This is a genomic window from Brevibacillus borstelensis (assembly GCF_003710865.1).
Lineage (GTDB): Bacteria > Bacillota > Bacilli > Brevibacillales > Brevibacillaceae > Brevibacillus > Brevibacillus borstelensis.
On record NZ_RHHO01000046.1, the window covers coordinates 1 to 25,726 of the forward strand.

Genomic DNA, 25,726 nt, shown 5'->3' on the forward strand with positions numbered 1-25,726 from the left:
TAGCTAATGCGCCGCAGGCCCATCCGTAAGTGGTAGCTTGCGCCACCTTTCCGTCTCCTCTCATGCGAGAGAAGACCCTATCCGGTATTAGCATGAGTTTCCCCATGTTATCCCGAGCTTACGGGCAGGTTGCCTACGTGTTACTCACCCGTCCGCCGCTAGCCCCCGAAGGGACTCGCTCGACTTGCATGTATTAGGCACGCCGCCAGCGTTCGTCCTGAGCCAGGATCAAACTCTCCAATAAAGTTGAGTTTACATCTTTGACTTCAAGAAAGAAATTGCTAGGCTTGTGATTTACTCACTAAAAACGCTTCGCTGTTCAGTTTTCAAAGAGCATTTCATTTGTCATCGCCGCCCATTCATCTTGCGGCGACAATTCAATACTTTATCACCTTTCACTCGAGAAGTCAACATCTTTTTTCAAAAAGTCTTTTTCACTTCTCGGCCGCTCTCCGTATCGGAGGGACGTTTATTAATATAGCATGTCTATTTTTAAAATGCAATACCTTTTTATAAATTAAATTAAAAAAAGTTCAATTTGAATGAAAAACCCTGCTGGTTGAATCAGCAGGGCCACTCTCTTCTTACGTTCGTGCTTTCCGTTCCCATACATTCACAATCGATAGATTCCGATTTTCTACCAGGTTAATGATGCGTCCATTGGCCTCGATCATCGGGCGAGTCGGTTGATTGCTGTCAGTGAAAATGACTTTTCCAATCGTCCCATCACTCAACTCAACCAATGTTCCTGCAGCAAAATCGGTTATCCTTTTAACGAAGGTATGCACGATATGGGGATCTAATTTCCCAAAGCTGTCTTGCAGCAGTTGTTCTGCTACTACATATGAAGATTTCCCCTTCTGGTATATGCGATTGGAGCACATCGCATGATAAACGTCTGCGACAGCTACAATCTTGCTATACAGGTGAAGCTTTGCTCCCGGCAACCCCAGAGGATACCCTGAGCCGTCCTCTCGCTCATGGTGCTGCAAGGCTGCCAAGGCCACTCCTTCACTTAGACCTGGGGAAGCTTTAATCAATTGATAGCCGTACACCGTATGCTTTTTCATCTCTTCAAACTCTTCCGGTGTCAATTTGCCCGGCTTTTGCAAAATTCTTCTGTCAATCCTTGTTTTGCCGATGTCGAGCAAAGTTCCAGCCAGAGCCACCTGCATCCATTCTTTTTCCGGCACTTTGATCCATCTGCCAATCATATAGGAAATCAAACCGACCGCAATGGAATGTTCATACGCATAGCTGTCTACCCGCGAAATACGATGCAGAGACAGAAGAAACTCGGGCTGATCCTGTACCTGTTGAAGCAGAGGAGTCACTACTTCACGCACTTCCATGACAGGGATATTCTGTCCGCCCTGCACCCGGATCACCAGGTTTTTAAACGTTGAAACTGCCTTCGCAAACGAGGTATGGAACGGGAGCTGCTCTTTCTCTTTCGTTCCACCGGTAACAACCTTGCTTGTGGCTGAATCACTTCGGTTCTCGTCAGCAGCAGAAGTTTTCGGTTCATCCGTATCCTCTATCACTACCCGATCGACCATAAAGGCCTGGAGAACCTCTACCTCTTTTTCATACAGAGTCGTCCCCTTTACAAAGAGAATCCCTCCCAGCATGGTATGGACATCCTCCGCCAAGGTCGCTCCGGCAATCGTACTTTTTACCTCTATGATGGGCAAGGTTCCCACCCTCCGAATCTTCATTTGTTACTGATATAGTACTCTTTTCCCATTTTGTTGACAACATGAAACCCAATTCAAGGAAAAAAGACAGTGCCAAACAAAAAAGAAGGGGGATCTGCCCATGACAGAACTCCCTTCCCTAATTTATCAGTATACAAGCGATCGACTATTCTTGATCACCGTTTTGGCCGTCATCTTCCGCAGCCGGACCCGACTGTTCGTCGTTGTTCACCGGCTCAAGCTCATCTGACTCGGTTTCCAGCCTGTCGTTCGGCTCCTCATCGTCATCACTCGGAGGAACCTTGGCGACTGAACCTACCTGTTCATTTTCAGACAGACGGATCAGCTTGACACCTTGCGTATAGCGGCCCATGACAGAAATGCCCTTCATCTCCGTGCGGATAATGATCCCCGAGGTGGTGATGATCATCAGATCCTCTTCCGGCTCGACGACTTTCAGGCCAACAACGTGCCCGCTCCGCTCGGTTACATTGTGCGTCTTGATTCCCTTGCCGCCGCGAGACTGAATCCGGTACTCTTCTACCGGGGTCCGCTTTCCGTAGCCATTCGCCGTGACAATCAATACTTCCGCATTCGGCTTGATAACGTCCATATCGATTACGTCATCGTCATCATCAAGCGAAATCCCTTTTACCCCGGTGGCGCTGCGGCCCATCGTCCGTACGTCGCTTTCCTTGAAGCGGACCGACATCCCGTTGCGGGTACCCATGATAATTTCCTGATTGCCGTCTGTGAGGCGCACGGCGATCAGCTCGTCATCCTCGCGAAGATTGACGGCAAACAGACCGCCCCTTCGGATGTTGGCATAAGCTGCCAGCTCGGTCTTTTTGATAATCCCCTTCTTCGTTCCGAAGAACAGGTACCTGTCTTCGCTGAACTCTTTTACCGGGATGACCGCACTGACCCGCTCCCCTTTTTCGATCTGAATCAGGTTGATGATCGGAGTGCCTTTGGCTGTACGGTTGAGATCCGGGATTTCGTAGCCCTTCAACCGGTACACCTTGCCCTTGCTGGTAAAGAACATGATGTGGTCGTGCGAATTCGTGATATACAGATGCTCGACAAAGTCGTTATCCTTGGTGCCGATTCCCTGGATACCGCGACCGCCCCGCTTCTGCGCACGGTAGGTAGTCACCGGCAAACGCTTGATGTACCCATCATGCGTCAGCGTGATCACCACATCCTCTTCCGGAATCAGGTCGGCATCCTCGATGCTTTCCTCGTCAAAGGTAATGACCGTACGGCGCTCGTCGCCAAACTTCTCTTTGATCTCCTCAAGCTCTTCGCGGACAATCGCGTAGATCTTGTTTTCATCGGCGAGAATAGAGCGCAGCTCGGCGATTTTTGCCAGGAGCTCCTGGTATTCGTTCTCGATTTTTTCGCGCTCCAACCCGGTCAAGCGCTGCAGGCGCATGTCCAGAATGGCTTGAGCCTGCTCATAGCTTAGACCGTAACGGTTCATCAAGCCGTCACGCGCTTCTTCGGTCGTTTGCGAAGAGCGAATCAGGCTGATGATCTCATCGATATGATCGAGCGCGATCCGCAAGCCCTCTAAAATATGGGCCCGCGCTTCCGCTTGCTTCAGATCGTACTCGGTCCGTCTGCGGATGATTTCCCGCTGATGCTGGAGATAGTAGTACAGCATATCCCGCAAATTCAGAACGCGGGGACGATTGTCGACCAGAGCCAGCATGTTCACGCCGAAGGTGCTCTGCATCTGCGTATGCTTGAACAGATTGTTCAAGACAACCTTCGGTACCACGTCGCGGCGCAATTCGATCACGATCCGCATACCTTTGCGATCGGACTCGTCACGCAGATCCGTAATGCCCTCCAGTTTCTTTTCGCGAACGAGCTCGGCAATCTTCTCGACGAGCCTTGCCTTATTCACCTGGTAAGGAAGCTCGGTTACGATGATGCGCGGCTTTCCTTTTTCTTCTTCAATCATGGTTTTGGCACGCATGATAATCGAACCGCGGCCAGTTTCATAAGCCCGGCGGATGCCGCTGTAGCCCAAAATTTCACCCGCTGTAGGGAAGTCAGGCCCTTTGATGATCTTCATCAGATCCTGCAGGGTAATATCGGGGTTGTCGATCATGGCAACAACGCCATCGATGACTTCTACCAGGTTATGCGGTGGAATATTGGTCGCCATCCCAACGGCAATACCTGCAGAGCCGTTCACCATCAGGTTGGGAAAACGGGATGGAAGTACGACAGGCTCTTCTTTCCGCCCGTCGTAGTTGGGAGTGAAATTGACTGTTTCTTTATCGATATCTCGCAGCAATTCAAGCGCCAGCTTGGACATGCGGGATTCGGTATAACGCATGGCAGCCGCAGGGTCCCCGTCCACAGAACCGAAGTTGCCCTGTCCCTCAACCAAGAGGTAGCGCATGTTGAAATCCTGAGCCATCCGGACCATTGTTTCATAGATGGCGCTGTCACCGTGAGGATGGTAGTTGGCCATTACTTCACCGACGACGTTTGCCGACTTTCGGAACGCTTTGTCCGGAGTCAATCCCATGTCGTGCATGGCATACAAAATACGCCGGTGAACCGGCTTCAGCCCGTCGCGAACATCTGGCAACGCACGGCTCACAATTACACTCATCGCGTAGCTAATGAACGATTCTTTCATCTCATGACTAATGTCAACTTTAGGAAACCGAGCTGTTTCTTCAGCCATAAAGAGTAAACCTCCAACTGGTTATCGCAATACGTCATTATACCATATTCGGACGGTCCTCGTCCAAAGTCTCGCAAAAAGCGCAACCAGGCTGTTTCTCAAGATGGATGAATGTCGGCTTTCTCCTTGCTCTCCACCCGTCGCCATACATACACAGAGTAGATCACCAAGAAGAGAATCACGAACAATGTGGAGAAGCGATACATGTGGGCAAAGCCCGTTGTTTTCGCCACCGCGCCCAGCACCATCGCCCCCATCCCGATGCCGAGATCAAAGGCGGAAAAGAAAGTCCCGTTCGCTGCACCGCGCCTGCCCGGCTCCACTCTGTTGATCGTCCATGCCTGCAGCGAAGGCTGAACAGCACCGAAACCGGCACCGAACAAAACGGCTGCAAGCGCCAGCCCGACAGCCGATGTGCTGAAGGAAAGAACTGCAAGTCCGATGCCCGCGATCAATGCACCAGGAATCAGCACCCAGACGTGTCCCTTTTGGTCAAACAGCTTCCCGGCAAAGGGGCGAACCAGCATCAGGGAAACGGCATTAAACAGGAAAAACAGCCCCACATTGGCGATGTGGACCTCTTGGCCAAACAAGGTGATGAAGCTGACGATACCGCCGTAGGTAACGCCAAACAGCAGGGCTAGCAGAGAGGGGAACAGGGCCTTTTTCTCTACCAATCCGCTCACCGCAGAATGGGCAGGTGCGGAAGCCGCCGGTTTTTCAGCTTTGATAGGCTCACTGACCTTCACAAACTTGGACATCAGCAGGGCAGCCACCGTAAGCAGCGCGGAGATGGCAAACAACCATCCGTATCCGCTGGATTCAACCAGCCACAGTCCAAACATCGGTCCCAGAGCCATGGCGAGATTGCCGAACATCCCGAAGTACCCCATCCCTTCTCCCCGCCGCTGGGCCGGAATCAGGTCGGATGCGATCGTTCCATAGGTCGTCGTAGCAATGCCCCAGCCGATGCCGTGGATAAATCTGACCACGAGGACAAGTGCTACTGTCGTCATCCAGTAATAGCCGGAGACGGACAGGAAAAAAATCGCCAGTCCCACTACGAGTATGGGCATTCTTCCGATGGAATCGAGCGCTTTTCCAGCAAAGGGGCGGATCAGAAGCGCCGAAATGGTAAAAATGCTGATCACCAATCCGACGTCCACCTGGTCACCGCCGCGCTCCGTAACAAAAAGCGGAAGGGTGGGAATCAGCATTTGAAAGGCGATAAACAACAAAAAGTTGGATAGCGCCAGGAGTATAAAGTTTCTCGTCCAAAGGGACTCTGTTTCTGTCATGACTTTCTCCCCTTCCTGCATTGCCGAAACAAACGTAACAAGCAAACTTCCTATACATTATGCTTTTAAAAGTTTTTTAATGTCAACATGCAAACTTTACTCACGGTCCAGCTCCCGCAATTGTTTCAAAGTTTCCCGGTAAGCCCTCTCCATTTCCTCCTTCTCGGCTTGTTCCAGCTTTGGCGACGACAGGCGGCCGATCAAATCGGTCAGTCTCGTTTCCAACACCATCCGCTCTTCCTCCCGCCCTCGTTTTGGCTTGTTTTTCCGTTCCAGATATTCTTGATAGGTTCCGGAAAAAAGTGTGAGCTTTTCTTCGTCAAGACAGAGAACAGCATCGGCTAGCCGTTGGATGAATTTGCGGTCGTGGGAGGCGAACAGGATCGTTCCGGGAAACTCCACCAGGATCCGCTCCAGCTCTTCCTGCGTAGGAATATCGAGAAAGTTGGTTGGCTCATCCAGCAGCAAAACATTGTAGTCGCCGAGGAAAACCTTCGCCAGTGCGGTCTTGACTCGTTCACCACCACTTAAAACCGATACCGTTTTGTGAATTTCATCGTTTGTAAACAACATCCGGGCCAGTGCCGTGCGAATCGTTGTGTCCGAGTGGCGACTGCTTTCCCTGACGTTATTCCAAATGCTCTTGTTCTCATCAAGAATGGATAGGCTCTGGCTGAAGTACCCGACTCTGCTGCTCGGAGATACAGATATTCCGTCCGCCTGGCTGTATATCATGGAGAGGAGCGTCGATTTTCCGCAGCCGTTTCCCCCAATGATGGCTACCTTTTGGCCGGGGCGGACGGAGAAGGAAAGCTGTTCAAACAGCGTTTTCCCTTCTACACGCCTGGTAACCTTCCCGACCTGGATGACCGTTCGTCCATGCTGTTCTCCGTAGTGATTTACATCAAATCTGACGCTTGGCAGCTCCTTCGGCTTTTCCTTACTTTCCAGCCTGGCCAGACGGCTCTCCATGGCGAGAGCGGCTTTCTCCACCTTTTCCCGTTTGCCATTTGCTTTTCTTTTGTGCAGGCGGGCCTCAGAGTTTCCCATTCGCTTCGGAGCCTTTCTGATCTCGCTGGCCCGTTGCTTTGTCTCCGTAAACGCTTGAGTCAGCCGCTCCTTTTCTTTGCGGTATTCCTCGTACTCAAACCACTCCCGTTCGCGCTTTTTTTCCTTCTGCTCGCGATAGTCGGAGTAATTCCCCTTGTACTCGCTTATCTTGCCGTCTTCCACTTCCCAAATAAGGGTGCATATCGTGTCAAGCAATTCGCGGTCGTGCGAAATCAGGATTACGGCTCCATCGTAAGCGAGCAAGGACTCCTCAAGCTGGCGAATCCCGGTCATGTCGAGATGGCTCGTCGGTTCATCCGCAAAAAGAAGCGGAGCTTGCTGTTCCAATGCAGCGGCAATTTTTAGCCGAACCGTCTCGCCCCCGCTCATTTGCGAATGAATATGAGAGATGCCCCACATGCGTCTGGCGTGCCCGGTTGTTTCCGCCGCTTCTTCCCCCTGATCGATCTGCTGAATCAAGGCGGTCGAGCCGTACCAGTTGACTTGGCCTGCATCCGGCTGCGTAAGCCCTGCAAGCACATGCATCAACGTGCTTTTTCCGACGCCGTTTTGACCGACGATGCCGATCCTGTCTCCGTAGAATACCTCCAGTTTTTTTGCTTCAAAAATCACTCTGTCGCCAAAGCTTTTTTCAATCTGACGCGCTTCCAGCAGTAGCATAAAAAAATTCCTCCTTTGCTGCCTTTGGATTGGTTCCTGCCTGGTTGGAAAGCAAGACTTTCTTCCGAACCAGGCAAACAAAAAAGAGACGCCGAAACATACCGACGTCTCCTCTGGGAAAAACGAACGCCGCCGCTTGCGCTCGCCTCTTTCATGCAGCTATAAAAAAGAGCGCTCGCAATACGGCGCTCCGTTTTTTCCAATACAAACGCTCCCGTCATGCCGGAAGCCCGCTCCAGATGACTGGAAATAGAAAAAAGGCACCGGCATATCGGTACCTTTCGTATCGCGTTTGTCTGCCGCGTTGCAAGCATGGCAAAAAGCAAGGTTATAGAGCACCCGATATGTTTTCGTTACTATGCAGTTGAGCTGTATTCGTAACGAAAACTACTTTCAATGGACTGCCCTCCGGTTCTGACCACAGTAATGAATACCTTACTTTATCAGTATAGCTTACATCTTTCCCCAAAACAAGAAAAGACAAGCATCTATTGCTTATTTTTTGCAAAAGCAGGGACGCTCCCGTAGGTGAAGAGCCGCCACAGCCATTCCATCGGCCCCATCGCAAACCGGGCCATCCGCCAGCAGCTTTCGGCCGGTTGCACGAATATGCTCGATGTAGATGGCGATGCAATTCAACATGGTTTGTACGTATCCGACTTTGGACTGAAGAGCAAACAGATTGGCAATGGCCACAATGAGCGCCGTTCCTTACGCCTCATGCGAGCAGTTATCACAGCTTGACGATTCCTTCGAGACTGCTGTTTTGAATCGTAGATTTGGCGTCTACCACTAATCGGATGGCTATGAGAACCATATGAATAACCCGTTTCATAAAATGTTCTCCCCTTTCTTGCTGTCGTTTCTGACTTCATTGTAAGGGGAACGGGAAAGGGCCGCTATCGAATTGTCTTTCAGATTGCTTACATTGTCGTAAGGCAGAAAAACGGTGTAGGATCATGACATTTTTGCTGTCAAAGAGGAAATACACTGCTCAAGCTAAAGAAAACAGCTTCTCTTGGCCAAACAATTTTCCTGCAAAGAACACAACAAATAAATATTGAAATAACCATATGATTATATTAGTATCTGAATCAGAAGAGGTATTGGAGGAGAATGATGGACACGAAACAGGTAGTAGCCATGTTAAAGGCTTTAGCAGACCCTACAAGGCTAAAAATTATTGCCTTATTGCAAACTCGCAGCTGCTGCGTATGTGAGCTTGTACCGATCTTTGGCATATCCCAACCAGCGATTTCCAAGCACATGAGCCGCCTGAAAAGTGTGGACCTTGTCATCGAGTCAAGAAAAGGCCAATGGGTATTTTACACTCTCAATAAAGCACGCTTGGAACAAGTAGCGCATGCACTCGGTAACCTGCCTGATTACTCCGAAGAATTTTCAAAGTTGGAGCAGCAGGGGTTATTGGTTACCTGTGAATAGGAAGGACTGAATTAAATCATGTTCGCTATCTGGAGTGCCTTTCTGATTTTTGCTTTGACATTAATTTTTGTAATTTGGCAGCCAAAGGGGCTTAACATTGGCTGGTCTGCTGCCGGAGGAGCCCTCCTGGCCTTGCTGTGCGGCGTTGTCAGCTTTGCGGATGTTGTCGCCGTCACCGGTATCGTGTGGAATGCCACATTGGCCTTTGTAGCCATTATTTTCATATCGCTGCTCCTGGATGAAATCGGCTTCTTTGAGTGGTCCGCTCTGCATATGGCCCGTCTGGCAAAAGGGAACGGGCGACTCATGTTCATCTATGTCGTGTTGCTCGGAGCCGCAGTAGCCGCTTTCTTTGCCAATGACGGAGCTGCTCTCATTTTGACCCCCATTGTTCTGGCGCAAGTCAGAGCATTGAAGTTTCCTGACAAGATGGTCCTGCCCTTTGTCATGGCTAGCGGTTTTATCGCAGATACGACATCTCTGCCGCTGATCGTCAGCAACCTGGTTAACATTGTATCTGCCGACTACTTTGACATCGGTTTTGTCGAATACGCTTCCCGTATGATCATTCCGAATTTCTTTGCCCTTGGAGCCAGCTTGCTTGTCTTGTATTGGTATTTCAAAAAAGATATTCCCCGACAATACGATTCGTCACAACTGAAAAAGCCGCATGAAGCCATAAGAGACAAACGGCTGTTCCGGCTATCCTGGGTGATTTTAACGCTTTTGCTCGTTGGTTACTTGATGAACGAGCTTCTGGCTGTTCCCGTATCGATTACAGCAGGACTTGCAGCCGTGATCTTTCTCCTGATCTCACGAAGAAGTAAAGTCATCGCCACCAAACGAATCATAAAAGAGGCTCCCTGGTCGATTGTCATTTTCTCAATCGGGATGTATGTCGTCGTGTATGGGTTGCGTAATGCGGGATTGACTGACATGCTCAGCGATGTCATCCAGAAAATCTCTGATCAAGGGCTCCTGGCTGCCACAATCGGCATGGGCTTTTTATCTGCCTTCCTGTCTTCGATCATGAACAACATGCCTACTGTCATGATCGATGCTCTCGCTATTCAGGGGACGCAAACATCCGGGATAATTCGGGAAGCACTGGTGTACGCAAACGTAATTGGTTCCGACCTCGGTCCAAAGATTACGCCGATCGGTTCGCTCGCCACTTTGCTCTGGCTCCACGTGCTTTCCCGGAAAGGAGTTGCGATCAGTTGGGGGCAGTATTTCAAAACCGGGATTGTCTTGACGATTCCCACATTGTTCATCACACTGCTGGGCTTGTATCTATGGCTGCAGATCATTTCGTAATGAAAACCAACTTTTCATCCATGAAAGGAATGGCGATGTCATGCAGAAAAAACCGTTGATTTACTTCCTTTGCACGGGAAATTCTTGCCGCAGCCAAATGGCTGAAGGCTTTATGAGATCACTTGGCGGAGACCGTTATGAGGTAAAAAGCGCAGGTCTGGAAGCCCATGGACTAAACCCGCTTGCGGTACGTGTAATGAAAGAAGACAATGTAGATATTCGTTCGCATACGTCCGATGTGATTGATCCCGATACGCTTGCCCGCGCCGACTACGTGATTACGCTTTGCGGCCATGCCGATGAGCATTGCCCGGCGGTTCCCGGCAATAGCGCAGTAAAATGGCATTGGGGCTTTGATGATCCGGCTAAAGCCAGCGGCACGGAAGAAGATATAATCAATCGTTTCCGCGTTGTACGTGATTCTATTAAAAGTCGGATTGAACAGTTTTTGAAGGAAGGCAAATAACGAAAGCATAACAAAAAGCTTGCCCCCGAGAGGACAAGCTTTTCTTAATTCTCTTCCAGACAGTTTTGAGAGAAAGTATTCCTAAATATCCAAATCCCGCACATTCGCCGCATACTGTTCAATAAATTCGCGACGCGGCTCTACTTCGTCGCCCATCAGCGTCTGGAACACCAGATCGGCCTCCATCGCATCATCCAGGTCTACCTGCAGCAGGGTGCGAACTGCAGGGTCCATGGTTGTTTCCCACAGTTGCTCTGCGTTCATCTCACCCAATCCTTTGTAGCGCTGAATGTTTGGCTTAGGCGTAGTTTTCAGCGAAGCGAGGATTTCATCACGCTGTTGATCTGTATAGGCATAGTGAATTTGTTTACCCTGCTTGATGCTGTAGAGCGGCGGCTGAGCGATGTAAATATAGCCGGACTCGATCAATTGCCGCATGTAACGGTAGAAGAACGTCAAGAGCAGTGTCCGAATATGGGAACCGTCGACGTCGGCATCCGTCATGATGACCACTTTGTGATAGCGCGCTTTGGAAATGTCAAAGTCTTCACCTACACCCGTTCCGAGCGCAGTGATGATCGTCCGGATCTCATTGTTTCCGAGAATTTTGTCCAGACGGGCTTTCTCTACGTTCAAAACCTTACCGCGCAGCGGCAGAATGGCCTGAAAATGACGGTCCCGCCCCATTTTGGCAGAGCCGCCCGCGGAGTCACCCTCAACGATAAACAGCTCGGACTCGGAAGCATCCTTGGACGAACAGTCGGCCAATTTACCCGGCAATGCGCTCACTTCCAGCGCGCTCTTGCGCCGGGTCAGCTCGCGTGCTTTCCGTGCTGCTTCACGCGCACGCGCAGCCATCAGAGCCTTTTCCACGACCTTCTTGGCGACGCCTGGGTTCTCCTCCATGAAGGTGCTGAACCGATCGCCAAAGACCGACTCGGTAATACTGCGGGCCTCTGAGTTGCCCAGCTTCGTCTTCGTCTGACCCTCGAACTGCGGCTCGGGAATTTTCACCGAAATAATCGCGGTAATCCCCTCGCGCACGTCGTCGCCAGACAGGTTCGGATCTTTTTCCTTCAGGAAGTTGAACTTCCGGCTGTAATCATTGATCACGCGGGTGAGCGCAGTCTTGAAGCCGGATTCATGGGTTCCGCCCTCATGCGTATTGATATTGTTGGCAAAGGAGTAGATGTTGCTGACATAGCTGTCGTTGTACTGCAGGGCGACCTCTACCACCAGGCCATCCTTCTCTCCCTCGCAGTAAATCACTTCCTCGTGCAGAGGTTCCCGGTTTTTATTCAGGTACTCCACAAACTGGATAATGCCGCCCTCATAGTGGAACGTTTCTTCTTTTTCCCGCTCCGGACGCAGGTCCTTCAGCGTAATTTTCAGTCCTTTGTTCAGGAAGGCGAGCTCGCGAATCCGCTTTTGCAGCACTTCGTACTCGTATTCGGTCGTTTCGGTAAAAATCGTCGGGTCGGCCTTGAAGGTCACCTTTGTCCCGGTCTCTTCGGTCTCTCCGACCACGGCCAGATCGGCCTCGGGAACCCCTACATTGAACCGCATGAAATGAATTTTGCCGTTCTGCTTTACCTCTACTTCCATCCACTCGGAAAGAGCGTTCACGACGGAGCTGCCGACACCGTGCAGACCGCCGGATACTTTGTACCCGCCGCCGCCGAACTTACCGCCGGCGTGAAGAACCGTCAAAACCGTCTCTACCGTCGATTTCCCCGTCTTCTCATGAATGCCCGTAGGAATCCCGCGGCCGTTATCCGTTACAGAGACGGAATTATCAGGATGGATCTCGACGAGAATGCTGTCGCAATACCCGGCAAGCGCCTCGTCAATGGCGTTGTCCACAATCTCCCATACGAGGTGGTGCAGCCCGCGGCTGCTGGTAGAGCCGATATACATCCCCGGACGCTTCCGAACAGCTTCCAAGCCTTCCAAAACCTGAATCTGACTGGCATCATAGTTTGTATTATCTTTCGTCGTCACTTGATCCACTACTAGTCAACTCCTCCACTTCAGCTTGTACAAAGGAAACCTGATCCAAGCTGTCCACGAACTGAGCGCGTCGCTTCAGCGTCAGGGAAGAAATAGGCGAACAATAAATGGCATCTGTGGTGATGACGTATGACTTCGTCTCTTCTTGGTCTGAGTCTACGACCATCTTTTTTTTCTCTTGCAAAAACGCCTTGTTGTTCTTAGACGATTTTACAGTCTGATGGTCCAAGATTGAGATGACATCCTTGGTGCTCACAACAGTATCTCCACCAATGTGTATAAACATGCCTGTTCCCTCTACCTTTCCCCGGAGATTTCCCCTTCCCGCACATAAAAACGAGAGGCTTGCTGGAGAACCTGATGTTTTAAGCCTTCCACACCTGTGGTGCTTACAAACGTCTGAACCCGATCTTGAATGGTTTCCAACAGCAAGGTTTGCCGATGTTCATCCAATTCGGAGAGCACATCGTCCAGCAAGAGGACCGGATACTCTCCCACTTCTTCCTTGATCAATTCGATTTCGGCCAATTTAATAGACAGCGCACTCGTACGCTGCTGTCCTTGCGAACCGTATGTTTGCACATCCATGTCGTTTACTTTCAAGGTAAAATCGTCGCGGTGCGGGCCGATCATCGTGCTTCCCCGCGCCAGTTCCCGGTCAAAGACCTCTTCATAAGCCGAGAGCAGCACATCCACCGCCTGCTCCGGAGTTTGCTCCTCCGTGACTGGCGAAGAATTTACGTAGTGCAGCGAGAGGATCTCTCTTTTGCCGGTAATGCCGCTGTGAATGTCTTTGGCCCACGCTTCCAGCTTGCGGAGAAACTCAAAGCGCTTCCGCAACAATTTTACCGCTAATTCGGCCAATTGAATATTCCAAATCCCCAGCATCTCCTTCGACCGGCTTTTTTTCATCGCCATGTCCTTCAACAGTTGATTGCGCTGGGCCAATACTTTGTTGTAATTGCTCAAATAATACAGATACGTCGGAGACACCTGGCCGATTTCCATATCGATAAATCGGCGTCGTTGGGCAGGCGCTCCCTTGACGATCGCCAAATCCTCGGGAGCAAACATGACCACATTCAGGGCTCCAACGTATGCACTCAGCTTTTGCTGCTCCATCCCATTAATTTTGGCCCTCTTTCCCTTTCCCGTCAACTGCAGTTCCAAGCGAACCGATCCGTAGCGACGCTCGACATCACTACGGATCGATGCAAAATCGGCTCCCCAGCCAATCAATTCCTTGTCTCTGGGGGTGCGGTGCGACTTGGCCAGAGCCAGTACGTAGATAGACTCCAGTACATTGGTCTTGCCCTGCGCATTGTTGCCGATAAACAGCTGGATGGGACTGTCAAACGAAAGAGAGAGCTGCCCGTAATTGCGAAAATGGGTAAGCGAAAGGTTCTTGATAAACAAGAATAGCGCTCTCCTCTCAGCGGCGAGTCACTTTGTAGCGGCCGTGTCCCTCGACGTCAATTTCGTCTCCGGGATAGAGCTTTCGGCCGCGACGATTTTCTTCTTCGCCGTTTACCTGAATGGGAACCTCTGCTAGAAACGCTTTCGCCATTCCTCCGGTATCAATGAGATCGGCCAGCTTGAGAAACTGGCCAAGAGCAATGTATTCAGTCTGAATGGAAACCTCACGCATGGATAGGCCTCCTTTCTGTTTGGCTGCTAGTAGGTTCGAACCGGCAGGATGAGGTGCAGCGTCCATTCGTGATCTGTCGGGCGAAGGACAAACGGGCTCATCGGACCGGTAAAGCATGCTTTGATCTCGCTGCTGTCGATAGAACGAAGCGCATCGATCATGTACTTGGCATTGAACGATATTTTCAGCTCTTCGCCATCCATCGCTTTTGGCATGACGATCTCCGTCACCTTGCCGATTTCCGGAGCGTTGGACGTAATTTCCACGCTGCCGTCAGGAAGTGTAACGAGGCGAACCACGTTGGACTTTCCTTCGCGGCTGAGCAAGGAAGCGCGTTCAATCGACTGCAGGAATTCTTTTGTGCTCACGGTAACTTCCGTCTTGCTGCTTTGCGGAATGATGCGGGCCGTATCCGGATAGGTCCCTTCCAGCAGACGGGAGTAAAACAGGATATGCTTTGATTTTACCAGTATCTGGTTGTCCGACACAACGATATCCACAGGATTCTGGTCCTCATCCAATATCTTTACCAATTCGTTGCAGCTTTTTCCCGGAACGACCACATTGGTAAAGGAAAGCTCCTCTGGACATTCTACCATAGCTGTGCGGCTGGCGAGTCGGTGGCTGTCCGTTGCCACAAATTTCAGCTGTCCTCCATCCAAAGACCACATCAGGCCAGTGAGGATCGGACGCATTTCCGATGTAGACACGGCAAAAACCGTTTGCCGGATCATCGATTTCAACAAATCGCCGGGAACGCTGAATACTTTATCTTCTTCCAGTTGCGGCAATTGCGGAAACTCGTTTGCATCCATGCCGTTAATCGTAAATTCAGCTTGTCCGGAACGAATCTGGGTCACGAGTCTATCATCTACCTGGATCTGAATCTCGCTGTTTGGCAGCTTGCGGACAATTTCACTAAAAATACGAGCTGTCAGAACAATGCTGCCTGGCTGATGAACGGTGACTCCCCACTCATCTGCTTCTTCGGTCGGAATCAAAACCTCGATGGATACATCAGAGTCGCTGGCAGTCAGCGTCAGTCCCTCCTGATCCGCTTTCATTTTGATCCCTGTCAAGATCGGAATAGTCGTTCTGCTGGAAACCGCCTTGCTGACGTGCGAAACGGCATTGGACAGTTTGTCGCGTTGAACGGTAATGTGCATCAACGTGAACCTCCCTTGTTCGTTCCATCTGTGTAATAAGCCTCAGGCATATTTGCCGGCGCCTATTCATATATCTATTAGGATAAATCTTTTAACAGAAGTAGTAATAGGGCTTGTGGATTTGTGGATATCTATGAATAGCGACGTAAAAGATAGCCTATACACATGTGGGTAAGTTGTGTATAGGCTTTTCGTGTTATTCACAGGTTAATGGTTTGCTTTCAATTTTTCAATCAAAGACTGAATCGTTACTTGCATCTGCGGATCGGTCGCCAGTGCCCGCGAGATTTTCTCATGGGCGTGGATGACGGTCGTATGGTCGCGGCCGCCAAATTCGTCGCCGATCTTCGGCAAGGAAGCGTCCGTCAGCTCGCGGGACAAATACATCGCGATCTGCCGCGGAAATGCCACAGACTTGGTGCGTTTTTTGGCCTTGAAATCTTCCAGCTTGAGATTGAACTCTTCCCCGACGGCACGTTGAATGTCGATGATGGTGATGACTCGCGGACGGGAAGACGGAATGATGTCTTTGAGCGCTTCCGCCGCCAATTGTGTATCGATATCGCGATTGATCAGGGACGAATAGGCGACTACGCGGATGAGTGCACCTTCCAATTCGCGAATGTTGCTGTCGATTTGATTGGCGATGTAAATCATCACTTCATTGGGAATGTCGAGGTTTTCGGCTTTTGCCTTCTTTCTGAGAATGGCAATCCTCGTCTCCAGATCAGGCGGCTGGATATCGGTAATCAAGCCCCACTCGAACCGGGAGCGGAGGCGATCCTCCAGAGTCGGAATCTCCTTGGGGGGACGGTCGGAGGAAATGACGATTTGCTTGCTTTCCTCGTGCAGCGCATTGAAGGTATGGAAGAACTCCTCCTGCGTCTGTTCCTTGCCCGCCAAAAATTGAATATCGTCGATCAAAAGCACGTCTACACTTCGATATTTATTGCGAAACTCTACCGTTTTGTTGTCCCGGATCGAGTTGATAAATTCGTTGGTAAACTTTTCAGACGACAAATAAACGACTTTCGCAGAGGGATTATGCTGAATCACATAATGGCCGATCGCATGCATCAAGTGGGTCTTGCCGAGTCCAACTCCTCCGTAAATAAACAATGGATTGTACGCTTTCGCAGGCGCTTCCGCCACAGCAAGAGAAGCCGCATGTGCAAAGCGGTTTCCTGAACCGATCACGAATGTGTCAAAGGTGTATTTCGGGTTCAGTATGCTCGGGGGCTGGTCGTCACCATTGCTGGGAGGTGCAGATACCTTTACGCGGGGAGCCGGCTGTTCATCGGCGAAAGCGGCATCGGGATTTTGCATGGCTACGAATTTTACCTTCATATTGACGCCTGTTACCTCATAGAGTGTATCAGTGATCAATTGAGAGTAACGGGTTTCCAGCCAATCGCGGGCAAAGTCGTTGGGTGCGACGACAATCAGCGCATCCTCTTCCAATGTGGTCGCCTTGGTCGCCTTCAGCCAGGTATCGAAGCTTGGTTTACTGAGCGATTTTTCTATCTTGGCAAGTACTTTGCGCCAAAGCTCGCTAATCGCTGCATCCAACCAGAATCCCTCCTTTCGGGAACATATAGAGAAATGATAATAAGAGCCAACGATCAAAAGAAGATCAAAAGAAAACGTGTATGAAATCAGCTGTTAATGAAAGAATCGACTGTGGATAAAAAAAGTCGAAAAAAAGGGATTCCGCTCGGATAAGCGAAAAAAAGTAGACGTTATCCGCACCTTTGTGAATAAAATGATTCACAGATGAGGAAATCTGTCCACAAACTTATCCACACGCTGTGGAAAAGTAAAATGTTCGGCTGAAGTTATTCACGTTCCAAAACAAAAACATAATAACAGATAAAAGGCATGACAGCAATGGTTTTTTCATACTTATCCACAAACACAACTGATTGTATACTACACATATTCACACCCCAATATTTTGTGTACAAGCTGTAGATAATCTTGTCGAAAGATGGAAATGTGGATAATAGGATATCCACAGTCTTGGGAAATATCTCTTTGGGGATATTTACCGAGATCCCTGATTTCCAGCCTTTCTTGACTTTTTAGGCGAATCTCCTTATAATGCGTAGGTAATGGTTTTTGAGGACGGAGGTGTATAGAAATGAAACCATCGTTTAACCCAAATAATCGCAAACGTAAAAAGGACCACGGGTTCCGCAAGCGTATGAGCACGAAAAACGGCCGTAAAGTCTTGGCTGCCCGCCGTCGTAAAGGTAGAAAGGTACTTTCCGCATAGGCCACAACTTCAGTGGCCTTTTTTGCTGCATATCGGTCGGGAAAATCTCCTTGTGCGCAGGCTCCCTGGGGGGAGAGACATGTGCTTCTTTATCATTCAGATTTGTGAAACTTTCAGGCGTTGGAATCGTTTTATAGATCGATGCCCGGATTGTTTCGCAGAAAAAGAGGGTTTGATGAGGAGGCTAGCATGGAGCGCCAAGGGGATTTCACCGACTTTTTTCTTACATTGGCTGATGTATATCTGAAGCAAAACCCGTTTCCGGGAATGATCTGTGCGTATGCAGGGGCGTACCGGTACGTGTACGAAGCCCGTTGCGTTTATGATCCAGATGGCTGCTACCGGGCGTGGAAAGAAGAAGCGATTCGTTTCTTGGAGTCGGAGGAAGGAAAAAGCAAAATGCTGGTTCAAGCCCGCACGGTCGTGGACGAGAGGAAGCGATGGGCGGAGGAATCGCTGCTTGGCGGACTTGCCAAGACAGCATGGCTGGCCGGTGTTTCGGCATGGCTGGATGCAGTCATCATGTACGCCTGGTTCGAGAAGCGTACGCTTGCAACGGGGAAGCTCGTCCCGGCGATGAGGGAGCTGGCGGCCTACGGTGAATTCGTTTCACTGTTTCCGGCCATGTACCGAGATGATCATGATCTGTGGGAGCGCTTTCATTCCGTCGCGGCTTATCGTCGCTACTTCAGGGAGGCAGGAGGGGACGAATTTGCTTGCTCCGAGCTGCAGGATCTGCTGATGGAGCGAAAACTCGAGCGCCTTGTCCGGCAACGAGACGAAGAAGCGGCCCGCTGGCTTTTGCTGACCGAAGCAGCCTGGCTGTATCTGTCCTGTTCCGAAGAGGAGAGCCTTGATGAGCATGTCGCCGCACTGCCGCTGCCTTTGCAAGAAAAGCTGGGGAAAATCGGGTTTTCCGAAGCAAATGCAGACATGATCCGGCACGTCGGCAGGTTGTCCGATCAGGTTGTCGAAGCTGTTTTCCAAAGAAGGAATTGAAGAATAGATGCCGTTTTTGGGAAAAAAGTGGTCGAAACAAGGATATACTGGTAGATGCTGCATACGTTTTCTACTATAATTATGATGTTAGGGGTTGTTTACCTTGCATCGTTCCCATCGGCTCAGAAAGAATGAGCAATTTCAGGAAGTGTTTCAAAAAGGAAACTCAGCAGCCAACAAGCAGTTTGTTCTCTATTCTGCCAAACAGGAGGGACAAGCCGCTTTTCGCGCCGGGATTTCTGTCAGTAAAAAAATAGGTAACGCGGTTATCCGCAATCGGGTCAAACGGTTGATTCGCGAGGCGCTCTCCCGTTTGGAAAGCAAGATCCCATCCGGACTTGACTTGATCATTATCGCCCGTCCTGGTGTGGAAGCGATGTCATTGGATGCCATCGAGCAATCTTTGGTCCATGTCATGAAGCGGGCCAAGGTAATCAGGCAGGTACCGGTACAAAACCACAAAAGAGGGTGAGGCGGTCATGGGGCGCGTATTCATATGGCTGATACGAGGATACCAGTTGTTCATCTCGCCGTATAAGCCGCCATCCTGCCGTTTTGCTCCTACGTGTTCCCATTATGCGATAGAGGCTATTCGCCGTTTTGGGGCATGGAAAGGAAGCTGGCTGGCCATTCGCCGCATACTGAAGTGCCATCCCTTTCATCCGGGTGGATTCGATCCTGTACCCGAACGCCGCAATCATTAGCAGTTTTGATGAAATATAACCGATAACCGTTACAGGGAAAAGGAGGACCATCCCTTGAGCAGACGCATCCTCAGCATATCCATGCTGGCCCTGCTGGTTTTGATCCTGTCGGGCTGTAATCCTCAAGCGGCAGCACCTATTGGGCCGGACGCAGAAGGAATTTGGGACAAGTATTTTGTCTACCCGCTGTCCTGGCTGATCCAAGAGAGTGCCATGCTGCTCGGAGGCAGCTACGGCTTGGGAATTTTGGTAGCGACCATCATCATCCGGCTGATCGTGCTTCCGCTGATGGTGAAACAGATCAAAAGTTCCAAGAAGATGCAGGAGCTGCAGCCTGAGCTGCAGAAAATCCGCGAAAAACACAAGAACGATCCGCAAAAGGCCCAACAGGAAACGATGCTTTTGTTCCAGAAAAATCAAGTGAATCCATTGGCCGGTTGTTTGCCGCTGCTCGTGCAAATGCCGATCCTCATTGCGTTCTATCACGCGATTATCCGGACAGAAGATATCAAGACACATACGTTCCTGTGGATGTCCTTGGGCGAGAAGGACCCGTATTACATCTTGCCGATCATCGCCGGGATTACCACGTATTTGCAGTCCAAAATGATGGGTTCGGTCACTCAAGGCAACCCGCAAATGCAAATGATGCTGGTAATCATGCCGCTGATGATTCTGGCGATCGCCGTCACCTTGCCGTCCGCTCTGTCTCTCTACTGGGTATACGGCAACCTGTTTACCATTGTGCAAACATATTTCTTGTATCGCGATACCAATAAAGCGCCCCGTCCGAAGGAGGGAACCTCCAAGTGAAAAAGGTGGTAGCTACGGCTAAAACGATTGACGATGCTGTGCAAAAGGCCTTGGAAGAGCTGAGTGTGCCTCGTGAAAAAGTTAGCGTTCGCATCCTGGAAGAACCGAGCCGCGGTTTGTTCGGTCTGATCGGTTCCCGCGATGCCAAAGTGGAAGTAGAAGTTCAATTCGATCCGGTTGATCAAGGGCTTGCTTTCCTTCAGGACGTACTTGCCAACATGAACGTGGACGCCAGAGTAGAAATGCGCCGTGGAGAAGAAGGCATGCTGTTTGACATTCAAGGTGCCAACCTGGGAATTATCATTGGCCGCAGGGGACAGACGCTGGATTCGCTGCAGTATCTCGTAAACGTCGTAGCAAACCGCCATGCGGACAAGCATGTACGAATCGTACTCGATGCCGAAAACTACAGGCAGCGCCGCAAAGAAACACTGGAGCAGCTTGCCGAGCGCGTAAGCAGAAAGGCGCTGGCGATGAAACGAAGCGTCCGTCTGGAGCCAATGTCTGCAGCCGAACGAAAAGTCATCCATTCGTTTTTGCAAAAGCGTACGGATGTGGTAACGTACAGCGAGGGTGAAGAGCCCAACCGCTATATTGTCATCGCACCGAAAGAAGCCTCGTCGTAGGCTTCTTTTTTTGCCCATTTGCTCATAAAACGCCAGAGACCGGCGGAATGGAATGGACAGTCTACCGAGTAAAAGGCAATGGGAATAGGCGTCAACGCACAAAAGACATGGATCTATATCTGTCTCTATTCAGGGGACTATAGTCAGGAAGGGAGCACGCTTATCGTGCTTCCTTTTTCTTATCAACTGGTAGAGGTCAACCCGCCGGGTCGAGGCAACGAACAACAATGATAAAAGAATCGAATCATTGAAGAGCTAGTAAATGTGGATAACCAAAGTATAATGGGTTGGAGTCAAATCAAATCGAACATACTGTGGATAACGCTAAAAACAGGGCAATCAGTCGAGCTTGTGGATAAATTCCGGGAAAAGTGCATCAGGATTGTTTCTTTTCTTGGAATTTTTCTAGGTGTTCTGTTATGCTAATAAGTTAGTGGCTGACTCGTTTGTTTGGAAAGCTAGAGGTGAACAACATGAATTTTGATACGATCGCAGCAGTTGCGACTCCGATGGGAGAAGGTGGGGTCGCGATTATCCGGGTCAGTGGACCGGAGGCGATTGAAGTTGTGGATAAAATTTATCGAGGGAAAAAAACGCTGTCCACTGTGGATAGCCATACGATAAACTACGGACATTTGCGAAATCCACAGACAGGGGATTTGGTGGAAGAGGTGCTGGTGTCGGTCATGCGGGCGCCGCGTACGTTTACACGAGAAGATGTGGTAGAGGTCAACTGTCATGGTGGAATTGTTTCTGTAGAGCGGGTGCTCGAGCTGATTCTGGAAAACGGTGCAAGGCTGGCCGAGCCGGGCGAGTTTACGAAGCGTGCGTTTTTGAACGGACGCGTCGATCTGTCTCAGGCGGAGGCGGTCATCGATTTGATCCGGGCAAAGACGGACAGGGCGATGAAGGTAGCGTTGAACCAGGTGGAAGGCAAGCTGTCCAGACTGATTCGGAGCCTGCGACAAAATCTGATCGAAGCAATGGCCCATATTGAAGTTACGCTGGACTATCCGGAGCATGATGTAGAGGATGTTACCCAGAAGCTGCTTCGAGACAAGTGCCTGGAGGTAAAAGCGGAGATCGGCCGCTTGCTGCAGACGGCAAGACAGGGGAAAATTTTGCGGGAAGGGCTCTCCACAGCGATTATTGGGCGTCCTAACGTAGGGAAATCATCGCTGTTGAACAGCCTCGTTCAAGAGGAAAAAGCGATTGTCACAGACGTGGCGGGAACTACGAGGGATGTCATCGAGGAATTCGTAAATGTCCGTGGCGTGCCGCTTCGCTTGATCGATACTGCCGGGATCAGGGAAACAGAGGACATCGTCGAGAAAATCGGCGTGGAAAAATCTCGTCAGCTTTTGCAAAAAGCCGACCTCGTCCTGCTTGTACTCAATTATAATGAACAATTGACAGAGGATGACTATCGGATTTTTGAAGCCGCCAAAGGCTTTGAAGTGATCCTGATCATCAATAAATTCGATTTGCCCCAGCGCATCGATCTGGAGGAGGTTAAGCGTCATTTCCCCAACCAGCCGTTAATCATGACGTCTGCCAAGGAGGAAACCGGCATTGACCTGTTGGAGAAGGCGATCGCCGATCTGTTTTTCTCCGGTCGCGTTCAGCAGGATGATCTGACCTATGTGAGCAACGCGAGACATATCCAGCTGCTGCGGCAAGCGGAGCAGGCCATTGATGATGCGGTAAACGGGATTGAAGACAGAATGCCTGTCGATATGGTCCAGATCGATATCAAGAAAGCCTGGGAATTGCTCGGTGAAGTGATCGGAGAGAGCGTAGGAGAGGATTTGATTGACCAGATTTTCTCTCAATTTTGTCTTGGCAAGTAAACAGCTTTAGAGAATTGACTCACCCAAGAGGAGGAGAATTCATGATCCCAACCTATGAAGCGGAATCGTATGACGTCATCGTCATTGGAGCAGGGCATGCCGGAAGCGAGGCGGCTCTGGCAACTGCGCGAATGGGGTGCAGCACGCTGCTGTTGACCATTAATCTCGATTCCGTTGCGTATATGCCCTGCAACCCGTCCGTCGGCGGTCCGGCGAAAGGACATGTAGTCCGGGAGATCGACGCCCTGGGCGGTGAGATGGGGAAAAATACAGACAAAACGCATATTCAAATGCGTTTGCTCAATACCGGTAAAGGACCGGCTGTACATGCTCTGCGAGCGCAAGCGGACAAAATTGCCTACCAGCACGAGATGAAAAAGACGATTGAAAACACGCCAAATCTGATTCTTCGCCAAGCGATGGTAGAAGAGCTGATCATTAATAACGGCGTCTGCGAAGGAGTTATTACCCAGACTGGGGCTCGTTACAAGGCAAAGGCTGTCGTTCTGACGACCGGGACTTATTTGCGCGGAAAAATCATTTTGGGTGATTTGCAGTACGAAAGCGGCCCGAATAACATGCGCCCCTCTGTCCGGCTCGCTTACCACTTGAAAGAGCTCGGCTTTGACATGGTGCGATTCAAGACGGGAACGCCGCCCCGCGTCCACAAGAGCAGCGTTGACTTTTCCAAAATGGAAATTCAGCCCGGGGACGATGTTCCGCGTGCGTTTTCCTATGAAACAACCGAGTTCATCATGGACCAGCTCCCTTGCTGGCTGACGTATACGAACGAAGAAACGCACCACCTGATTAACGACAACCTGCACCGCGCGCCGATGTATTCCGGCACGATTGAAGGGACAGGGCCGCGTTACTGTCCGTCCATTGAAGACAAGATCGTTCGCTTCAACGACAAGCCGCGCCATCAGATCTTCCTGGAACCGGAAGGCCGCAATACGGAAGAGATGTACGTTCAGGGCTTGTCTACCAGCTTGCCGGAGGAAGTGCAGGTTCAAATGCTGCGCTCTTTGTCTGGGATGGAGAACGTCCGCATGATGCGTCCGGGATATGCCATCGAGTACGATGCGATCATTCCGACACAGCTTTGGCCGACTTTGGAGACAAAGAAAATTGAAGGATTGTTTACAGCAGGCCAGATCAACGGCACCTCGGGGTATGAAGAGGCTGCCGCACAAGGCTTGATGGCGGGGATCAACGCTGCCCGCAAGATCCAGGGCAAGACTCCTGTCATCCTCGGCCGCGAGCAAGCGTATATCGGCGTTCTGATTGACGATCTGGTCACAAAAGGCACCAGTGAGCCTTATCGTCTGCTCACTTCCCGGGCGGAATACCGTCTGCTGTTGCGTCACGACAACGCAGATTTGCGTCTGACCGATATTGGCCATGAGATCGGCTTGATCAGCGAAGAGCGGTACCAGAAGTTCTGTGCAAAACGCGAGCTGATCGAAAAGGAGAAGGAGCGGATCACCAATACCCGTGTTCGCCCAGACATGGCGGAAGTGCAGGAAGTCCTGCGTCAGGCAGGTTCTCCGGAACTGACAGAGGTAATCGAGCTGGCGCAGCTTTTGCGTCGTCCAGAGATCACGTATCAGCATATCGCCCAAATGGCGCCGTCGCCGGAGCCTCTGCCGGAGGATGTGACAGAACAAGTTGAAATCCAGATCAAGTACGACGGCTATATCCGCAAGTCATTGCAGCAAGTCGAGCGGATGAAGAAGATGGAGGAGCGGCGCATACCGGAATCGCTCGACTATCACCAGATTTCCGGCATGTCCAAGGAATCTCGCGAAAACCTGAGCAAAATCCGACCGCTCAACATCGGCCAGGCTTCTCGTATCTCGGGCGTAAACCCGGCAGACATTTCCGTTCTGATGGTCTATCTGGAGCAATACAATCGTGCAGGGACGGCAGCGGAGTAAGCCGCAGGCTGGGTCTGATTTGGCCAGATTGGGCCTCATTTGGTCAATTTGGACCAGCTTGGATCAGATTGGATCCGTTTTGTTCAGTTTGAACCAGGCTGGACCAACTTGGAACAGCTTGAACCAGTCTGAACCAGTCTGAACCAGTCAAAACGTGCTTAGCCGTATAAACCTGCGAGTAAGCCAGTGGGTAAGGGAGTATAGCGTATGAACAAGGAGCAATTTGCCGAAGCTTTGTCTGCCAGGGGAATTGAGCTTTCTGAACGCCAACGGGAGCAATTTGATGGATACTACCGTTTGTTGGTGGAATGGAATGAGAAGATGAACCTGACGGCGATCACCGAAGAAGAACAGGTGTACAACAAGCATTTTTACGATTCGATCACACCGGCTTTCTACTTTCCCTTTGATCAGGTAGAAAAGGTGGCAGATATCGGGGGAGGAGCGGGCTTTCCCAGCATTCCGCTGAAGATTGTCTTTCCCCACCTGCATATGACCATCATTGACTCCCTGAACAAGCGGATGAACTTTTTGCAGCATGTAGCGGACGAACTGGGATTGGAAAACCTCTACCCCGTACACGGAAGGGCCGAGGATCGGGGACAGGAGCCCCAGTACCGGCAGGCGTTCGACCTGGTCGTTGCCCGTGCGGTCGCCAGGTTAAACGTATTGTCCGAATACTGCCTTCCTTTTGCCCGTGTCGGAGGGCACTTCATCGCTTTGAAAGGAGCGGACATTTCCCCAGAGCTAAATGAAGCCAAAAAAGCGATCAAAACGCTCGGAGGCAAGACCAAGCAGGTAGAGACATTCCAGCTTATGGAGGATGCGGGAGAGCGGAACATTGTCATCATGGAAAAGGTAGAGAATACGCCAAAGGGATATCCGCGCAAAGCCGGAACCCCGGCAAAAAAACCTCTGATTTGATTGGTGACAGGGATACGCCATCTTGTAAGGGCTGATCCCGTTATATATGTACGTTCAAGGGCTGTGGCATTTTTGCCGCAGCTCTTTTTTGTATGGAGCGTGCCCAGCAAGC

23 protein-coding genes and 1 rRNA gene are annotated in these 25,726 nt (G+C 50.6%); 12 read left to right on the forward strand and 12 right to left on the reverse strand.

What is annotated here, in order from left to right; all coding sequences use genetic code 11:
* From EDM54_RS21510 to EDM54_RS27410, 6 genes are all read right to left on the reverse strand, one after another.
* Window positions 1–244: ribosomal RNA gene (locus EDM54_RS21510) — 16S ribosomal RNA — on the reverse strand; the annotation flags it as partial.
* Window positions 245–584: 340 nt separating this feature from the next.
* Window positions 585–1,694, reverse strand: coding sequence for an HD-GYP domain-containing protein (locus EDM54_RS21515; RefSeq protein ID WP_024983196.1), 1,110 nt, complete (start codon window positions 1,692–1,694; stop codon window positions 585–587).
* A 169-nt stretch (window positions 1,695–1,863) separates the two neighbouring features.
* Window positions 1,864–4,404: a DNA gyrase subunit A gene (gyrA, locus tag EDM54_RS21520; protein WP_024983197.1), complete on the reverse strand. Its 2,541-nt coding sequence runs from the start codon at window positions 4,402–4,404 to the stop codon at window positions 1,864–1,866.
* Window positions 4,405–4,502: 98 nt separating this feature from the next.
* Window positions 4,503–5,702 carry an MFS transporter gene (locus EDM54_RS21525; RefSeq protein ID WP_085974955.1) on the reverse strand — a complete coding sequence of 400 codons (1,200 nt, stop codon included), beginning with the start codon at window positions 5,700–5,702 and terminating at the stop codon, window positions 4,503–4,505.
* A 96-nt stretch (window positions 5,703–5,798) separates the two neighbouring features.
* Window positions 5,799–7,433, reverse strand: a complete 1,635-nt coding sequence (gene abc-f, locus EDM54_RS21530; protein WP_122958767.1) for a ribosomal protection-like ABC-F family protein — start codon at window positions 7,431–7,433, stop codon at window positions 5,799–5,801.
* A gap of 488 nt (window positions 7,434–7,921) precedes the next feature.
* The gene (locus EDM54_RS27410) at window positions 7,922–8,011 is read right to left on the reverse strand and encodes a DUF418 domain-containing protein (protein ID WP_371862623.1); all 90 of its coding nucleotides are present in this window, start codon (window positions 8,009–8,011) and stop codon (window positions 7,922–7,924) included.
* Window positions 8,012–8,552: 541 nt separating this feature from the next.
* Between EDM54_RS27410 and EDM54_RS21540 the strand changes: the two genes are divergently transcribed.
* The 3 genes from EDM54_RS21540 to arsC are packed head-to-tail and all read left to right on the forward strand — an operon-like array spanning window position 8,553 to window position 10,659.
* Window positions 8,553–8,876: an ArsR/SmtB family transcription factor gene (locus EDM54_RS21540; protein WP_024983200.1), complete on the forward strand. Its 324-nt coding sequence runs from the start codon at window positions 8,553–8,555 to the stop codon at window positions 8,874–8,876.
* Window positions 8,877–8,894: 18 nt separating this feature from the next.
* Window positions 8,895–10,193, forward strand: coding sequence for an arsenic transporter (locus tag EDM54_RS21545; RefSeq protein ID WP_122958769.1), 1,299 nt, complete (start codon window positions 8,895–8,897; stop codon window positions 10,191–10,193).
* Between the two features lie 40 nt (window positions 10,194–10,233).
* Window positions 10,234–10,659: an arsenate reductase (thioredoxin) gene (gene arsC / locus EDM54_RS21550; RefSeq protein ID WP_003388873.1), complete on the forward strand. Its 426-nt coding sequence runs from the start codon at window positions 10,234–10,236 to the stop codon at window positions 10,657–10,659.
* 81 nt (window positions 10,660–10,740) lie between these two features.
* Here arsC and gyrB read toward each other — a convergent pair whose 3' ends face one another.
* The 6 genes from gyrB to dnaA all read right to left on the reverse strand — a co-directional run bounded on the left by gyrB (window position 10,741) and on the right by dnaA (window position 17,052).
* A complete protein-coding gene (gene gyrB, locus EDM54_RS21555; protein WP_003388872.1) occupies window positions 10,741–12,669 on the reverse strand; it encodes a DNA topoisomerase (ATP-hydrolyzing) subunit B in 1,929 nt (642 codons plus the stop codon).
* A complete protein-coding gene (remB, locus tag EDM54_RS21560) occupies window positions 12,644–12,955 on the reverse strand; it encodes an extracellular matrix regulator RemB (protein ID WP_003388871.1) in 312 nt (103 codons plus the stop codon). Before remB ends, gyrB begins: the two co-directional genes overlap by 26 nt.
* An 11-nt stretch (window positions 12,956–12,966) precedes the next feature.
* The gene (gene recF / locus EDM54_RS21565) at window positions 12,967–14,085 is read right to left on the reverse strand and encodes a DNA replication/repair protein RecF (RefSeq protein ID WP_031932427.1); all 1,119 of its coding nucleotides are present in this window, start codon (window positions 14,083–14,085) and stop codon (window positions 12,967–12,969) included.
* 16 nt (window positions 14,086–14,101) lie between these two features.
* Complete coding sequence (gene yaaA, locus EDM54_RS21570) at window positions 14,102–14,317, reverse strand: S4 domain-containing protein YaaA (protein WP_003388869.1); 216 nt, start codon at window positions 14,315–14,317, stop codon at window positions 14,102–14,104.
* A gap of 26 nt (window positions 14,318–14,343) precedes the next feature.
* Window positions 14,344–15,483, reverse strand: coding sequence for a DNA polymerase III subunit beta (gene dnaN, locus EDM54_RS21575; RefSeq protein WP_003388868.1), 1,140 nt, complete (start codon window positions 15,481–15,483; stop codon window positions 14,344–14,346).
* Between the two features lie 207 nt (window positions 15,484–15,690).
* Window positions 15,691–17,052 carry a chromosomal replication initiator protein DnaA gene (gene dnaA, locus EDM54_RS21580; protein WP_003388867.1) on the reverse strand — a complete coding sequence of 454 codons (1,362 nt, stop codon included), beginning with the start codon at window positions 17,050–17,052 and terminating at the stop codon, window positions 15,691–15,693.
* Between the two features lie 571 nt (window positions 17,053–17,623).
* Between dnaA and rpmH the strand changes: the two genes are divergently transcribed.
* The 9 genes from rpmH (at window position 17,624) to rsmG (ending at window position 25,614) form a co-directional block, all read left to right on the forward strand.
* Complete coding sequence (rpmH, locus tag EDM54_RS21590; RefSeq protein WP_003388866.1) at window positions 17,624–17,758, forward strand: 50S ribosomal protein L34; 135 nt, start codon at window positions 17,624–17,626, stop codon at window positions 17,756–17,758.
* Between the two features lie 189 nt (window positions 17,759–17,947).
* Window positions 17,948–18,757, forward strand: coding sequence for a hypothetical protein (locus tag EDM54_RS21595; protein ID WP_122958770.1), 810 nt, complete (start codon window positions 17,948–17,950; stop codon window positions 18,755–18,757).
* A gap of 103 nt (window positions 18,758–18,860) precedes the next feature.
* Window positions 18,861–19,229 (forward strand): ribonuclease P protein component, encoded by a 369-nt coding sequence (rnpA, locus tag EDM54_RS21600; RefSeq protein WP_003388864.1) that lies wholly within the window; start codon window positions 18,861–18,863, stop codon window positions 19,227–19,229.
* Between the two features lie 7 nt (window positions 19,230–19,236).
* Entirely contained in the window at window positions 19,237–19,461 is a 225-nt protein-coding gene (gene yidD / locus EDM54_RS21605) for a membrane protein insertion efficiency factor YidD (protein WP_003388863.1), read from the forward strand.
* Between the two features lie 54 nt (window positions 19,462–19,515).
* Window positions 19,516–20,274, forward strand: a complete 759-nt coding sequence (yidC, locus tag EDM54_RS21610; protein ID WP_003388862.1) for a membrane protein insertase YidC — start codon at window positions 19,516–19,518, stop codon at window positions 20,272–20,274.
* On the forward strand, window positions 20,271–20,900 hold the full coding sequence (gene jag / locus EDM54_RS21615) for an RNA-binding cell elongation regulator Jag/EloR (RefSeq protein ID WP_003388860.1): 630 nt from the start codon (window positions 20,271–20,273) through the stop codon (window positions 20,898–20,900). The genes yidC and jag overlap by 4 nt, the downstream gene beginning before the upstream one ends.
* A 473-nt stretch (window positions 20,901–21,373) precedes the next feature.
* Window positions 21,374–22,750 (forward strand): tRNA uridine-5-carboxymethylaminomethyl(34) synthesis GTPase MnmE, encoded by a 1,377-nt coding sequence (gene mnmE / locus EDM54_RS21620; RefSeq protein ID WP_003388858.1) that lies wholly within the window; start codon window positions 21,374–21,376, stop codon window positions 22,748–22,750.
* Between the two features lie 41 nt (window positions 22,751–22,791).
* The gene (mnmG, locus tag EDM54_RS21625; protein ID WP_003388856.1) at window positions 22,792–24,690 is read left to right on the forward strand and encodes a tRNA uridine-5-carboxymethylaminomethyl(34) synthesis enzyme MnmG; all 1,899 of its coding nucleotides are present in this window, start codon (window positions 22,792–22,794) and stop codon (window positions 24,688–24,690) included.
* Window positions 24,691–24,897: 207 nt separating this feature from the next.
* A complete protein-coding gene (gene rsmG, locus EDM54_RS21630) occupies window positions 24,898–25,614 on the forward strand; it encodes a 16S rRNA (guanine(527)-N(7))-methyltransferase RsmG (RefSeq protein ID WP_003388853.1) in 717 nt (238 codons plus the stop codon).
* Window positions 25,615–25,726 lie beyond the last annotated feature (112 nt).

What these genes read in the sequence shown, in the direction of transcription:
- gyrA (WP_024983197.1), bottom strand. Translation starts at nt 4,404, where the DNA reads ATGGCTGAAGAAACAGCTCGGTTTCCTAAAGTTGACATTAGTCATGAG.
- EDM54_RS21525 (WP_085974955.1), bottom strand. Translation starts at nt 5,702, where the DNA reads ATGACAGAAACAGAGTCCCTTTGGACGAGAAACTTTATACTCCTGGCG.
- abc-f (WP_122958767.1), bottom strand. Translation starts at nt 7,433, where the DNA reads ATGCTACTGCTGGAAGCGCGTCAGATTGAAAAAAGCTTTGGCGACAGA.
- EDM54_RS27410 (WP_371862623.1), bottom strand. Translation starts at nt 8,011, where the DNA reads ATGGCCCGGTTTGCGATGGGGCCGATGGAATGGCTGTGGCGGCTCTTC.
- EDM54_RS21540 (WP_024983200.1), top strand. Translation starts at nt 8,553, where the DNA reads ATGGACACGAAACAGGTAGTAGCCATGTTAAAGGCTTTAGCAGACCCT.
- EDM54_RS21545 (WP_122958769.1), top strand. Translation starts at nt 8,895, where the DNA reads ATGTTCGCTATCTGGAGTGCCTTTCTGATTTTTGCTTTGACATTAATT.
- arsC (WP_003388873.1), top strand. Translation starts at nt 10,234, where the DNA reads ATGCAGAAAAAACCGTTGATTTACTTCCTTTGCACGGGAAATTCTTGC.
- remB (WP_003388871.1), bottom strand. Translation starts at nt 12,955, where the DNA reads ATGTTTATACACATTGGTGGAGATACTGTTGTGAGCACCAAGGATGTC.
- yaaA (WP_003388869.1), bottom strand. Translation starts at nt 14,317, where the DNA reads ATGCGTGAGGTTTCCATTCAGACTGAATACATTGCTCTTGGCCAGTTT.
- dnaN (WP_003388868.1), bottom strand. Translation starts at nt 15,483, where the DNA reads ATGCACATTACCGTTCAACGCGACAAACTGTCCAATGCCGTTTCGCAC.
- rpmH (WP_003388866.1), top strand. Translation starts at nt 17,624, where the DNA reads ATGAAACCATCGTTTAACCCAAATAATCGCAAACGTAAAAAGGACCAC.
- EDM54_RS21595 (WP_122958770.1), top strand. Translation starts at nt 17,948, where the DNA reads ATGGAGCGCCAAGGGGATTTCACCGACTTTTTTCTTACATTGGCTGAT.
- yidD (WP_003388863.1), top strand. Translation starts at nt 19,237, where the DNA reads ATGGGGCGCGTATTCATATGGCTGATACGAGGATACCAGTTGTTCATC.
- mnmE (WP_003388858.1), top strand. Translation starts at nt 21,374, where the DNA reads ATGAATTTTGATACGATCGCAGCAGTTGCGACTCCGATGGGAGAAGGT.
- mnmG (WP_003388856.1), top strand. Translation starts at nt 22,792, where the DNA reads ATGATCCCAACCTATGAAGCGGAATCGTATGACGTCATCGTCATTGGA.
- rsmG (WP_003388853.1), top strand. Translation starts at nt 24,898, where the DNA reads ATGAACAAGGAGCAATTTGCCGAAGCTTTGTCTGCCAGGGGAATTGAG.